Source organism: Janthinobacterium sp. GW460-12-1-14-LB5 (genome assembly GCF_059423585.1).
The window spans coordinates 226,659-239,708 of sequence record NZ_JBWKYD010000002.1 but is presented as its reverse complement, the minus strand read 5'-3'; the positions used below and the strand labels follow the sequence as shown (position 1 = coordinate 239,708).

At 64.6% G+C, this 13,050-nt stretch carries 11 protein-coding genes; 6 read left to right on the top strand and 5 right to left on the bottom strand.

What is annotated here, in order from left to right; all coding sequences use genetic code 11:
* Window positions 1-51: 51 nt before the first annotated feature.
* The 3 genes from AC07X6_RS02785 to AC07X6_RS02775 all read right to left on the bottom strand — a co-directional run bounded on the left by AC07X6_RS02785 (window position 52) and on the right by AC07X6_RS02775 (window position 3,616).
* Entirely contained in the window at window positions 52-1,440 is a 1,389-nt protein-coding gene (locus AC07X6_RS02785; protein ID WP_329958032.1) for a tetratricopeptide repeat protein, read from the bottom strand.
* A gap of 176 nt (window positions 1,441-1,616) precedes the next feature.
* Window positions 1,617-2,246 carry a 3'-5' exonuclease gene (locus AC07X6_RS02780; RefSeq protein WP_494790035.1) on the bottom strand — a complete coding sequence of 210 codons (630 nt, stop codon included), beginning with the start codon at window positions 2,244-2,246 and terminating at the stop codon, window positions 1,617-1,619.
* A 119-nt stretch (window positions 2,247-2,365) separates the two neighbouring features.
* Window positions 2,366-3,616 (bottom strand): Hsp70 family protein, encoded by a 1,251-nt coding sequence (locus AC07X6_RS02775; protein WP_494790034.1) that lies wholly within the window; start codon window positions 3,614-3,616, stop codon window positions 2,366-2,368.
* A 179-nt stretch (window positions 3,617-3,795) separates the two neighbouring features.
* On the opposite strand from AC07X6_RS02775, the gene AC07X6_RS02770 reads away from it, so the two are divergent.
* Together AC07X6_RS02770 and AC07X6_RS02765 are read left to right on the top strand one after the other, a co-directional pair.
* On the top strand, window positions 3,796-5,889 hold the full coding sequence (locus tag AC07X6_RS02770; protein ID WP_494790033.1) for an Ig domain-containing protein: 2,094 nt from the start codon (window positions 3,796-3,798) through the stop codon (window positions 5,887-5,889).
* Between the two features lie 238 nt (window positions 5,890-6,127).
* Window positions 6,128-7,153: a LacI family DNA-binding transcriptional regulator gene (locus AC07X6_RS02765; RefSeq protein WP_494790032.1), complete on the top strand. Its 1,026-nt coding sequence runs from the start codon at window positions 6,128-6,130 to the stop codon at window positions 7,151-7,153.
* A 168-nt stretch (window positions 7,154-7,321) separates the two neighbouring features.
* Here AC07X6_RS02765 and AC07X6_RS02760 read toward each other — a convergent pair whose 3' ends face one another.
* Entirely contained in the window at window positions 7,322-7,741 is a 420-nt protein-coding gene (locus tag AC07X6_RS02760) for a YidB family protein (RefSeq protein ID WP_230538172.1), read from the bottom strand.
* Window positions 7,742-8,003: 262 nt separating this feature from the next.
* Here AC07X6_RS02760 and AC07X6_RS02755 point away from each other — a divergent pair, with 262 nt between their 5' ends.
* The 4 genes from AC07X6_RS02755 (at window position 8,004) to AC07X6_RS02740 (ending at window position 12,068) form a co-directional block, all read left to right on the top strand.
* Window positions 8,004-8,216, top strand: a complete 213-nt coding sequence (locus tag AC07X6_RS02755; RefSeq protein WP_034751103.1) for a hypothetical protein — start codon at window positions 8,004-8,006, stop codon at window positions 8,214-8,216.
* 103 nt (window positions 8,217-8,319) lie between these two features.
* Window positions 8,320-9,027, top strand: a complete 708-nt coding sequence (locus AC07X6_RS02750; protein WP_494790031.1) for a hypothetical protein — start codon at window positions 8,320-8,322, stop codon at window positions 9,025-9,027.
* Window positions 9,028-9,101: 74 nt separating this feature from the next.
* On the top strand, window positions 9,102-9,575 hold the full coding sequence (locus AC07X6_RS02745) for a DUF6328 family protein (protein ID WP_230538174.1): 474 nt from the start codon (window positions 9,102-9,104) through the stop codon (window positions 9,573-9,575).
* A 243-nt stretch (window positions 9,576-9,818) separates the two neighbouring features.
* Window positions 9,819-12,068: a hypothetical protein gene (locus AC07X6_RS02740; RefSeq protein ID WP_494790030.1), complete on the top strand. Its 2,250-nt coding sequence runs from the start codon at window positions 9,819-9,821 to the stop codon at window positions 12,066-12,068.
* 27 nt (window positions 12,069-12,095) lie between these two features.
* Here AC07X6_RS02740 and AC07X6_RS02735 read toward each other — a convergent pair whose 3' ends face one another.
* Window positions 12,096-12,998: a LysR family transcriptional regulator gene (locus AC07X6_RS02735; protein ID WP_494790029.1), complete on the bottom strand. Its 903-nt coding sequence runs from the start codon at window positions 12,996-12,998 to the stop codon at window positions 12,096-12,098.
* Between the last annotated feature and the right edge of the window lie 52 nt (window positions 12,999-13,050).

Genomic DNA, 13,050 nt, shown 5'->3' with positions numbered 1-13,050 from the left:
TCGGCAATTATCGCATGCGGTGCGCATCGCTGCGCGCGCGGCACCCGTGCCTCAGTCGCTCGGCGGCAGCGGCGGGAAGCGCACCTGGTGCCATTGCCGCATGCGCTGCTGCGCCTCTTGCAGCTGCGCCGGCTCCAGCCTGGCGGCAGCCGCTTCCCTGGCCCGGGCCGCGCCGCTGTCGCCGCCCTCGGCAGCCAGCGCCAGCCACATGTAGCCGCAGACGGGATCTTTCTCCACGCCGCGCCCGCTGTTGTACATGCCGCCCAGGTTGTACTGCGCCAGCGCATGGCCCTGGCCGGCCGCGCGCGCATACCATTGCACGGCCAGGCCATCGTCTTGCGGCACGCCATGGCCGTTCGCATACATGACGCCCAGGTTGTTTTGCGCGCTGGCATCGCCCTGCTCGGCGGCCGTGCGATACCAGCGCACGGCGCACACCGCGTCGCGCGCCACGCCCTGGCCATTCGCATACATCACGCCCAGGTTGAACTGCGCATTCGACGCGCCCTGGTCCGCCGCCCGGGCATACCAGTCCAGCGCCTGGCGCAAGTCGCGGGCGACGCCGCGTCCGCCCGCAAACATGCCGCCCAGATTGTATTGCGCCATGCAATGGCCCTGCAGGGCGGCGCGCCGGTACCAGGCGACGGCGCGCGCCTCGTCCCGGTCCACGCCCTGGCCCCGCGCCAGCATCAGGCCCAGGTTGAACTGGGCGTCGGCGTCATCCTGCTCGGCCGCCCGCTGCAGCCAGGCGTAGGCGCGCAACTGATCGGGCGCCACGCCCAGGCCTTCCGCATACGCCACGCCAAGCTGCCGCTGCGCCACAGCCAGGCCTTGCGCAGCGGCCTGGCGGAACCAGGCCAGCGCCTGCGCATCGCTTTGCGCCACGCCCTGGCCCCGCTTGTAGACGAGACCCAGGTTCAGCTGCGCCTGCGCATCGCCCTGCAAGGCGGCCTTGCGGAACCAGGCCAGGGCCAGCGCATCGTTCTTTTTCGCGCCCAGCCCTTGCGCATAGGCTTCGCCCAGCAAGGATTGCGCGCTGGCCACGCCCTGCTCGGAGGCGCGGTAAAACCACGCCAGGGCCAGCTCGTCGCTCTGCAGCACACCGCGTCCCTTGCGGTACATCTGTCCCAGGTTTTGCTGCGCCGAGGCGTCGCCCTGCGCGGCCGCGCGGCGAAACCACAGCACGGCGTCCTCGTCGCTCTGCGCCACGCCGCGGCCGTGGTAATACAGGGCGCCCAGGTGGTTTTGCGCGAAAGCCAGGCCCTGCAGCGCGGCCAGGCGCAGCCAGACAAAGGCGCGCGCATCGTCCTGCGCCACGCCCTCGCCCTTCTTGTACATCAGGCCCAGGTTGAACTGGGCGTAGGCATTGCCCTGCTCGGCAGCCGTGCGGAACCAGATATACGCCTGGTGGCTATCTCTGGCAGTCTGGTGCTTGTCCATGTGCGCCCCCATCCACATTGCGCTTGCCGGCAGCACGCGCAAAACGGCGGCCCAGGGCGGCGAAATCGTGTGTTGCTTAAATTTTAAATTCGATGCGGGGAAAGGACTTGAGCAGGCTCAAAGGAAATAACAAAATTATATCGTTCTGATGAGCCCGCCTGTAGGCGATGCGGAGATCAGCGGCGTGATGGGTGCTTTTGCAGGAATTGCGGTACCTTGGCGGCGGCCAGCTTGTTCAGCGACACCAGCAAATCCGCGTCGACATCGGCGATGCCGTAGCTGCTGCGCAAATGGCGGCCGATATGGATCAGCACTTGCGCCGCCACTTCCGCATCGGACTCGGCCCTGTGGGCGGCGCTCTTGAAGGCGATGCCCAACTGGCTCGACAGCAGCCCCAGCTTGTAGCTGGACAGGCCGGGAAACACGCGGCGCGACAGTTTCAAGGAACACACGAGCGACTGGTGCGCCGGCGTCAGGTTCAGCCTGGCGCTTTCCGCGCGCAGGAATTTTTCATCGAAGCTGGCATTGTGCGCCGACAAGGCATCGCTGCCGATAAAATCCAGCAGCTGCGGCACTACCTGGGCCACGGGCGGCGCCTTGTCCACCATGGCCTGCGTGATGCCCGTCAAGCCCGTGATGAACGCGGGAATGCGGGCATTGCAGTTGATCAGGGTCACATAGCGGTCCGTGATCTGCCCGCCCTCGATGCGCAAGGCCGCCACTTCCGTGATGCGGTCGCCCATGTCGGGAGATAAACCGGTCGTCTCGAAGTCGATCATGACGATCGGTTTGTCAAACACATTCATGGGGCGCTCTTTCGTGGGTGCAACAGTGGGTGTATCGATAAAATGCGCAGGGCAAGGCGCCGCGTCGCAGACAGTACACTAGTACGGCAAGACGCGGCAACGCCGCCATGCACATTTTATCAACCAAATTTGCGCACGGCGTCCAGCGCGAGACCGGCGCCGATACTGCCGAACAAGTCGCCTTCGACCTTGCGCGCGGCCGGCACCAGGGCGGCGATCTTTTCGCGCAGCAAGCGCACGCCGCTGGATCCGCCCGTGAAGAACACGGTGTCGACGTCTTGCGGCGCCACGCCCGCGTCGCGCAGCAAACGCAGCACGGTTTCTTCCACGGAACCGCACAAATGGCCGATGGCGTCGTCGAATTGCGTGCGTTTGAGCAACAGGCTTTGCGCGGGCGACAGACGGTCCAGTTCCAGCTGCACTTCGGCCGCGTCGGACAAGGCGATCTTGCCCTCTTCCACCTTCATGGCCAGCCAGTGGCCGGCGCGCTCGTCGATCAGCTTTTGCAAGCGCCCCATCTTGTCTTGCTCGCGCGCATCGCGGCACACGTCGGCCAGCTGTACCCAGATTTTCTTGGTATAGGCCAGGTTGATCGTGTGCCAGGTGGCCAGGTTGAAATAGTAGCTGGACGGCACTTCGCTATTGTTGTGCAGGCGGCTGCCATAGCCGAGCAAGGGCATGACGGAAGACAGGCTCAGGTATTTATCGAAGTCCGTGCCGCCGATGTGCACGCCGCCCGTGGCGAGGATGTCGTCGCGGCGCTCCGTCTTTTTCGCCCGCTCCGGCGACAGCCGGACCAGCGAAAAGTCGGACGTGCCGCCGCCGATGTCGGCGATCAGCACCAGCTCTTCCCTGTCGATTTGCGACTCGTAGTCGAAGGCGGCGGCGATCGGCTCGAACTGGAAGGCGACGTCCTTGAAACCGACGGAACGGGCCACTTCGGCCAGCGTATCCTGCGCCAGCTGGTCGGCTTGCGCATTGTCGTCGATAAAGAAGACGGGACGGCCGAACACGGCGGACGTGAATTCGCGGCCGGCGGACTGCTCGGCGCGGCGCTTCACTTCGCCGATGAATTGGGCCAGTAACATGCGGAAGGGCAAGGCGCGGCCGCCCACTTCCGTCTGGCCATCGATGAGACTGGTGCCCAGCAAGCTTTTCAGCGAGCGCATCAAGCGCCCCTCGTAACCGGCCAGATAGCCGGCCAGCGCCGCGCGGCCAAAACTGACTTCCTCGTCTTCCGCATTGAAGAAGACGACGGACGGTAGGGTCGTCTTGCCATCTTCCAGGCCGAGCATGGTGCTCTGCCCGGGACGCGCCCAGCCTACCGTGGAATTTGACGTGCCGAAATCGACGCCGCAAGCATTGGCCATGTCGACCCTTCCCTGAATAAAGGGGCGTTATGTTATCAGAACGCAGGCCATTGCACCAGAAAAAACCGTTCGGCTCGGTCAACAGCATAAGCTTGCTTTGCATCAAGTACTGGCCGCGCGCAAAAGCTACTCTTGGGAAATTGATGCCGAGCAACTCGGCAAGCTTCCGGAGACCCATCGTGCCCTACGCCCCCGTGCGCCAACTGCCCCGCCTGCCCGCCGCCTGGCTGGCTGCCTTCCTCGTGTTCCTGGCCGGTTGCGGCGGCGGAGGCGGCACCGATACCCAGGCCGGCGCCGGCTGCTCGCTGCACAGCACGGCAGGCTGCGGCGGCAGCCCGCCGCCGCCCGTTGTGCCGCCCGTGAAGCCGCCAGTCACCCCGCCCGTGACGCCACCCGTGAATCCGCCCGTCACGCCGCCCGAACCGGCCAGCCTGGCCAGCGCCGTCAACCTGGTGTTTTCCAGCACGGAACTGGCCTCGGCGGGCCTGGCCGGCAGCGAGGTGGCCGTCACGGCCCTCGTCAAGGATGGCGCCAACCTGGCCTTGCCAAACGCAAAAATTTCCTTTGCCGCCGATTCCGGCATCCTCGGCAGCGTCGATGCCGTGACGGACAAGAATGGCCAGGCGCGCGCGCTGCTGGGCACCGGTGGCGCCAACGGCAACCGCAGCATCACCGTGACAGCCACGGTGGGCACGCGCAGCGGCAAGGGCACGGTGGCGGTGACGGGCAGCAGCGTGGAACTGCTGGGGCCGGCCGCCTTGATGCTGGGCCAGGGCGCCGACCTCACCGTCACCGTGCGCGACTCGGCAAAGCGGCCCGTGGCCGGCGCCGCCATCGCCTACAGCACGGGCACCGGCAACGGCCTGCGTGTCAGGGATGGCGGCGCGGCGCTCAGCAATGCACAGGGCCAGCTGGTGCTGCGCCTGACGGCAAACAGCCTGGGCAAGGATGCCGTGTCCGTCAGCGCGCTGGGCGCCGCCGCTACGCAAGCGTATGCCGTGGCCGGCAGCGACCTGCGCCTGAGTCCGGCCGTGGGCCAGGACGCCAGCGGCGCGGACGTGCTGCCGGAAGTGGCGACCCTGGCGTGCCAGGCCATCGACACGCGCTACGACAAGGCGGGCGTGGCGCAAACGGGCAGCGCCAGCCTGTCCACCACGCGCGGCAGCCTGTTCGGCGACAGCGCCTGCAGCCAGGCCTTGCCCGCCAGCTTGATCTTTAGCAACGGCAACTTGCCGCGCAGCTATATTCAGTCGGCCAACGCGGGCGTGGCCACCGTCACGGCCGCCGTGGCGGGCGGCCCTTCGGCGCAGACGCGGCTGGAATTCGTCGCGCCATTGAGCCCAGCAAGCAAGCTGGCCGTGCAGGCGGAGCCGGCCGTGCTGCGCGCAAATACGGGCACTTCGGCGGCCCCGGCCGACAACGCCAGCACCAGTATCAGCACCATCAGCGCCGTGGTGCGCGACGGCGCGGCGAACAACCTGGTCAAGAATGCGCCCGTCGTGTTCACCATCTTGAGCGACCCCAGCGGCGGCTACCTGCGGCAGGCGGGCCGGGTGCTGACGGGCAGCGACGGCCTGGCGCGGGCCGCGTATGTGGCGGGTCCGGCCGACAGCGGCCGCGACGGCGTGCTGATCCAGGCCCGCATCGAGGGCGCCCCGCAGGCGGCAGCCACGGCCCTCGTGCGCCTGACGGTGGCGCGGCAAGCGCTGTCGATCAAGCTGGGCACGGGCAGCCTGCTGCGCGAATATTCGGCCGGCGTGCTGCAAAAGGACTTTGCCGTGTTCGTGTCCGACAGCGCCGGCAATGCCGTGTCCGGCGTCGCCATCACGGCCGCCGCCTGGCCCAGCCGCTATGCCAAGGGATATTATGTGTGGCAAGCGGACAAGCCCGAATTCCCCGACACGGGCGTGTGGCGCCTGGCCCTGCCCCACTACAGCTGCGCCAACGAAGACGTCTTGCGCAACGGCATTTATGACGCCGCCTACGACCGCAACGGCAATGGCGTGCTCGACCCGGGCATCCCCCTGACCGTCAGCGCCAGCGGCCTGAGCGACGCGCTGGGCATGGCCACCGTGACCATCAGCTATCCGCGCAACTTTGGTTCCTGGGTAGAGGTCGCCCTGACCGTGCGGGGCACCGTCAGCGGCACGGAGGCGAGCGCCACCGCGGATTTTCCATTACCCGTCCTGGCCAGCGACTTCAGCGCCCGCCGCGTGGACCCGCCGGGACGCCTCAGCCCCTATGGCAGCGGCCCCTGCGACAGTGCCGATTGAGGGGCAAGCATACCACTTGCCATTCAATCAAATTATTTGCAACATGGATAAGAAAACAGTCTTGCCACATGGAAATATTTTCGCTATGCTCATTTTTCCCGCCCAGGCCGCCACAAGCGGCCGGGCCTGCAGGAATACTTTGAGACAGGTTGCTTGCCAAACCAATATGCGAAAAAAGAATACTGTAGCCAGGACACCCGGCACCACTGCCCGCGCCATACCCGGTGCCGGACGGCGCGTGACCTCGTATGACGTGGCCCTGCTGGCCGGCGTGTCGCAATCGGCCGTATCGCGCTGCTTCAAGCCGGGCGCCAGCGTCTCGCCAGCCACGCATGCCAAGGTCATGCAGGCGGCCATCACCCTCGATTACATCCCCAACGCGGCCGCGCGCAGCCTGATCACGCGGCGCTCGAACCTGGTGGCCGTCATCATTTCCAACCTGGCCAATCTGTACTATCCGCAAGTGTTGTCCGACCTGAGCCAGCAAATCGCCCGCCTCGGCAAGCGCTTGTTATTGTTTACCCTGGAGCGCGAAGCGGACATCGGCAAGGTCTTGAGCGATGTGTGGCAATACCAGGTCGACGGCGCCGTCGTCGCCGCCTGCCTGTCGGACGAGCAGATGGCTGAATTCGCCCGGCGCGACGTGCCGCTGGTGCTGTTCAACCGCAGCCCCCGCGAACACGCCGTGCATGCCGTGCTGTGCGACCAGGGCGAAGCGGCGCGCCTGCTCGTCTCGCGCCTGGCCGACGCGGGCCACCGCCAGTTCGCCATCATCGACGGCCCCGGCGACTCGGCCGTCGCGCAGGAACGCAAGGCGGGCATGCTGGACCGCCTGTTCACGCTAGGCTTGCCCGCGCCCATCGTCGTCAGCGGCAACTACGATTACGCCAGCGGCGGCCGGGGCTTGCGCAAGGTCATCGACCGCCTGGGCCGCGTGCCGGACGCCGTCATCTGCGGCAACGACATCATGGCCATCGGCTGCCTGGACACGGCGCGCCACCAGATGGGCATCCAGGTGCCGCTGCAGATGTCCGTGGCCGGCTTCGACGCGCTGGAAGCGTCCGGCTGGCTCAGCTACGACATCACCACCCTGCGCCAGCCCGTGCAAAAGATGGCCACCGATGCCGTCGCCATGCTGAGCGAACTGATGGAGAGGCGCGGCGGCAGCGCCGAGCGGAGACGGTACTGCTCGTATCTGGTCGAGGGGAGTACGGCCAGGCTGACCGGCGCGCCTCCCCACTTCGGCATGATGGCCGCCGCCTGAAAAACGCCCATGGCGTTATTGCCTGCCCCTCGCCGTACTCGCGTACTGTCTTCGGGGCGGCGCCTAGCCCTGGGCGTTTTTCAGACGTTCATAGTTCGCACACAAAACCTTGCACATAAAAAAACCTCGCATCGCTGCGAGGTTTTTTGAGTTCTGTGCCAATGAATATCAACCGAAGATCTTGCCCTTGAGCATATTCAAGCCCTGGCTGACGAGGTCATTGCCTTCCGGTACCTGACCGTCCGGCGTCAGCTTGTCGATCAGCTGGGGCAGCAAGGCTGCCAGGCCGCCCGAAGCCGCGTCCGGGGCGACGCCCGCTTTTTCCGCGATTTGCGTGATCGTGTCGGCGCCCAGCGCATCCTTGATCTGCTCGCCGGAGACGGGCGCATTGGCGCCGGTGCTGATCCAGCTGGCTACCTGGTCGCCCAGGCCGCTTTCCTGGAATTTCTGCAGCAGGCCGGGCAAGCCGCCATGCTGGTTGACCAGGTCCATCACGCTGGCCATCAGTCCCGACGGGGCTTCCCCCTCCGCCCCCTTGTTGCCCAAAGCGCTCATCGCCTGTCCTGCAAGTTGGTCTAGCAAACTCATCGTATTCTCCTGAACGCTGTCAATCAGTGCCGCGTACAGCGGCGTCCGGTAATGCCGGCGCATAGTCGCCGACACACACAACAATTATACTATGAATAATTACAATGTCACTTTTACAATTCAACGGGCGGGCTAAAAACAGGCTCGGCAGCAGCCTCACCCACCTCCATCATATTTAGTTCGGTACAACATGCAAGCGTAAATTGACGATTTACAAAACCGTGTAGAATTAATTTTCCTACTTACTGAGGAGTATCAACACATGAACATCAATAAAGCGGTAGACAAAGCCTACGAAAAAAAGACGTTCAAGGAAATCGCCGATGCGCCCGTCGATGCGCTGCAAGGCGTGAGCGAGAAAGATGCGGAACTGCTCAAGCAAGCGTTCAACATCAAGACCGTGCGCGACCTGGCGAACCTGAAATACTCGAAGTGGGCGCGCGCCATCGTCACCCTGGCCGATACGGAAGAATAGAACGGGCCATGCCGCAGGCATTCCCGTCAGCACGGCCCGCCCCAGCCGGCGGGCTTTTTTACGCCATGGCGGCTGCCACGCCGGTCGCCGCGCGGAGGCGCGCTTGCCCACGCCGCTGACCCTGCCCGGCATTTGCTGGCCCCTGCAAGCGAGCACGGGCGATCTTGCCGTCGCCACGTCCCACATCACGGGCCATTTTCGCGCCGGGGCGGGCTGCGATGCCATCGTGCTGTGCGATCTGCTGCCGGCCGGAAAATTTCGCAATGGCGCGGCGCGCCACTGGTGCCGCACGCACCAGTGCTACTGGGGCGCCAAGGCCGACCTGGCCAACTGGCAGGCCACAGGCCACATGCGTTGCCGCCAGCACGCCAGCCCCATGGGCTATGTGCTGTACCCTGAACTGTTCGATCCCATGCGGTTCCACGCCGCCACCTTGCGCCTGGGTCCGGACGGCTTGCTGCAACTGCGCGCCCGGGCCGATGACGGCGGCGCCCTGCTGGCGCGCGACGTGGCCGCGCTGGCCATCGATTGCCGCGCCCTGCCCGGCCTGTTTCCGCCCGACATAGTCCAGCTGAACCTCACGCCGCCCGCCGCGCAAGCCTACGTTGCCGCCTTGCAGGCCGGCACGCCGCTCGATTGCAGCGACTGCGCCCGCTGCGGCCACCCGCACCTGGACCTGGGCAGCTTCGCGCTGGCGCCGCACCGGCGCCACAGCTGCGGCCATTGCGGCCATGACGCCTCGCACAGCGCCACCGCCATCGTCTCGACACCGCTGTGGCGCTTGCGCCAGCGCATCACGCACTGCGTCTGAAGGTGCGCCCGCCCACAGTCGGCACGGACAAGGCCCCGTAGACTGGGCCCATCGCCACCATCAGGAACGCCGCCATGCCGCACACCCCGCCACACGACGAGAATAGCCAGCGAGACGACGAAGGCGATCTGTCCGACCTGCTCAGCGAATTGCGCATCCTCTTGCCGGGCGCGCAGATGCTGACGGCCTTCCTCATCATCCTGCCCTTCAACGGCGGCTTCGCGAAGATCGTGCAGGCGGAAAAGATCGTCTTCCTGGCCACGTTCTTCCTTTCCATGACCAGCCTGGTGCTGCTCAGCGCTCCGGCCATCCAGCACCGCGTGATGCGCCCCCTGCAAGACCGCGAACGCTTCAAGCGCGTGGCCGACCGCATCATGATGTGCGGTGCCTTTTCCCTGGCGCTGGCGTTTATTTTGGGCACGAATCTGGTGATATCGGAAGTCTTCGGCCACGTCGCCGGCATCGTCGCCTGCGCGCTGATGGGCACGCTCATCGTCTGCCTGTGGTGGCTGCTGCCATTGCACTTGAAGCGCAGCAGGAAAATCTAGGCGGGGCTGGCTGACTAGCGAAAGCATAGCCATTTTAATTTACTGCATGACAATATTGCCCGTCAACACGGCTATTCCATCCCCTTCCTTCGTCCAGTGGCGCCAGGGTGCCGGCCGCCGCATGCCGCTGCGCTGGCTTGCCGCCATCAAATATTACCTCTGCGCCCAGCCGCCCATGTTATTCTGGATGCAATATTTTTCTTTTCCCAACAAGCGCTTGCGTCGCAATGGAAGGATGACAACTTGACTGCCGATCCCGACCAAATCAAGAGACAGCTTGCGCTGATGAACGTGCATGCGCAATCGACCAAGGAAAACAAGCAGATCCAGATCATTGCGACGGCAACCCGCGAGATACAGACGACGTATGAGGATGCGCTGCGCATCTTGCACGACGAGAAATCAGGCGGCAAGGCCAGGAAAGATGCCAAGGATATCCTCGACGCCATCGACAAGAACCTGCCCGACATGGTCGACGCCATGCTGTCCGCGTCTGCCGCCTTCAAGGCCGGCGACCATATCAACGGCAGTGCCGCGCTGATGACTATCTGCGCTTCCGGCATGCAGATACTCGCCGGCTTCTCTGTCGCCGCAGGTCCGTATGGCGTGGCGTTTGCGGCGCTGTTTGGCCTCGTCGGCCAGCTCCTCACGTATTTCGGGGAAGAGCAGCCTTCCCTCAAGGACCAGATCATCGAGGCGATCAAGGGGCTGAACGCGGACGAAAAACTGCGCAACGCGCAAGAGCATGCCAATGTCGTCGACGAATATACGCGCACCGTGTATCGCATGCGAGCAGACCTGCCGCTCCTGTTGCAACTTCCCATGAAGACGGAAGAGGACCTCAGGACGTTCCACAAAGGTCTCGATACCTGCCTCGTTTCCATCAACAAGGCGCACGACAAGATTTCCCTGCTATACAAAAAATGGGCGACCGCGGAATGGCTGAAGGATCCGAAAACCCAGGAACTGCCCCAATGGCCGGAAATCCTGGGCGTTTTCTGCCGCACCTACGCCGATTCCCTGCTCGCCAACATGGCACTGGCATCCATGGCAAACCTTGCCGTGGTGAATCAACGGCTGGACGACGCCTCGAGTAAAAACCCGGACTACACGAGGTTCCAGCACCAATTCGACGCGATCTATGATCGTTTGATGATGCTCAGTGCCACCGTCGAGGCGATACCGAAGCTGTGGGACGACGGTAACGATCTGATCTTGCGGTTCATGCAGGCCGTCGAGCCGGTGGCACGCGCGCGGGGACTGTTCGTCTACCTCGGCGCCAGTGAAAACAGTAACCTGAACAACAACTATAACAATAGAAACAGGAACAAGTCCGACCTCTACGCTGCCACGGGAGGCAAGGTCATGGAACCCGCTGACTGGACCCTGTTGCAAATGGGGCCTTACGACCGCGGCCACCGCTTCGCCATGAGCATTCCCGGAACATTCGCGGGCTCGCTGCAGGCCCGCTATCGCATCTTTTTTTGCCAGCACTGGGTATTGTCCGACAACGGAGACATGGAGCACGGCTGGGTAGACCCGGCCGCCGTCGACATTTCTGGCCGCGCCATGATTTCTCCGGATAAATTCCATGACGTCTGGGCCATCCCCTCCCCCAAGGAGCGCGATACCTCGTTCGTGTATGCGGCACGCAATGATGGCAACAGTGGCGCCGTCAAACTGTTTGCGATCGGTGCCAGCGACACCTTGCAGGAAATCGGCTGGAAAGCGACCACCAAATCCGGCATCGTCAATGTGCGCGCCCTTCACCACCCGCCCGCCACCTTGCCTGGCGATCCGCACGGGGACGCCATGCCGCCAGAGTTACTGCAAGGCAAGGGCGAAGAGCATGCCATCCTGTATGGCGCGCTCGCCTCGTCCGGCGACATCTATGTTGATTATCTAAACACACTGCGCTACGTGCCGTCTCCGTGGGGCAGCTATGGCGGCATCGACGTCGACCCGCACTTTCTCTGGGTTTTCGGGCCATGGGGCATGGCGTGCGCCACGCACGCCTCGGTCATCAGCTGCCTGCGCGGGCTGATCGACAAGCCAAGGTGGATGACGCACTCGCCCGATGCGCTGATCGGCGACAGGGATGCCCATGAGGAAAACAAGTGGTGGGACAGGCAACGCAAGACCAGGACCTACCCGCCGCTGATCGGCATTCGATCGCTGTCCCCATGCAAGGATGGCACGCTGTTCGCCAGCATCCATCACCGTAGCGTGACGAAGAAGAGGAACGAAGACCATTGGCAGTTCGAAGTGCAGGATACGCCAGCGCTGTACACGGCCCGTTACAGCATCGATATCAAAAACGGGCACCTGCATGTCGATTCCTGGAGCAAGCTGCCAGCCGAGCGGCAAGCGCAGCAAGTCCAGAAGCTGGCCATCCCCTGCTGGCCGCAGTTTGCGCGCCTGAAAGCGAGGCTGACGGATGTCCCCGTCATCGCCAAGCCTACGCCACGCGCTCCGCGGCCCGGCAGCGCATGATGCCGGGCCGGTCAGGCGGGCGCCCCGTCAGGCCAGCGCGCCCGCCTGTTCCAGCAAGGTGGCGCGGAAAATCCCCACCAGCGGACGCAGATTCACCTTGTGCCAGGCCAGCCACAGGGGCGTGCGGTAGCTGAACCACGGCAGTTCGCGCACGACGACGCCGGCCGGCGCGTGCTGGCGCAGGCTGTGCTGGATCATGGCCATGCCCAGCCCGGCCGCCACCAGGCCCAGCGCCGTCAGCGGCTCCGTCGCTTCCATGCGGATATCGGGCGTAAAACCGGCGCGCGCGCAGGCGGCGATGAAGTTATCGTGTTTCAGCACGCTTTCCTTGTGCAGCACGGCAATCCACTCCTGGCCCGCCAGGTCGGCCGGCGTCAGCGCCGCTTGCGCCGCCAGGGGATGGCTTTCCGGCAAGGCCAGCAGCATGGGGTCGCTCAGCACTTGCGCGCAGTCAAGGTCCGGGTCGTTCGGCAGCGGCGGTTCGCACAGCAAGGCAATATCGAGGCTGCGCTGGCGCAAGCCCTCGATCTGTTCGGCCGAATGCAGGTTGTACAGGGCAACGTGGACTTGCGGCCGCGTGGCGCGCAAGGCGCGCAAACCGTCGGGCAACACGCCCGCATGCATGGCGTTCTCGATGTAGCCAATGCACAGTCCCCCTTCGTCACCACGCCCCAGGCGTTTCGCCAGCGCTTCCAGCCGGTTCCCGTGGGTAATAAAAGCGCGCGCTTCGGCCAGGAAGGTATGGCCGTCGCGCGTCAGGCGGATGCGCTGCGCGCTGCGCTCGAACAGGGTCAACCCGAGCTTGTCTTCGAGCTGGGCGATTTGCCGGCTCAGCGGCGACTGGGAAATATGCAGGCGCTCGGCGGCCCGTCCCACGTGTTCTTCCTCGGCGACGGCGATGAAGTATTGCAATTGGCGCATGTCCAGCATATCAGACCTTTCAGGACTCAAGTTGCGCCAATTATGTCTTGGACAGGCTTAA

Bases quoted from the DNA above. Each gene is read 5' to 3' on its own strand.
- AC07X6_RS02785 (WP_329958032.1), bottom strand. From the start codon at position 1,440: ATGGACAAGCACCAGACTGCCAGAGATAGCCACCAGGCGTATATCTGG.
- AC07X6_RS02780 (WP_494790035.1), bottom strand. From the start codon at position 2,246: ATGAATGTGTTTGACAAACCGATCGTCATGATCGACTTCGAGACGACC.
- AC07X6_RS02775 (WP_494790034.1), bottom strand. From the start codon at position 3,616: ATGGCCAATGCTTGCGGCGTCGATTTCGGCACGTCAAATTCCACGGTA.
- AC07X6_RS02760 (WP_230538172.1), bottom strand. From the start codon at position 7,741: ATGAGTTTGCTAGACCAACTTGCAGGACAGGCGATGAGCGCTTTGGGC.
- AC07X6_RS02755 (WP_034751103.1), top strand. From the start codon at position 8,004: ATGAACATCAATAAAGCGGTAGACAAAGCCTACGAAAAAAAGACGTTC.
- AC07X6_RS02745 (WP_230538174.1), top strand. From the start codon at position 9,102: ATGCCGCACACCCCGCCACACGACGAGAATAGCCAGCGAGACGACGAA.
- AC07X6_RS02735 (WP_494790029.1), bottom strand. From the start codon at position 12,998: ATGCTGGACATGCGCCAATTGCAATACTTCATCGCCGTCGCCGAGGAA.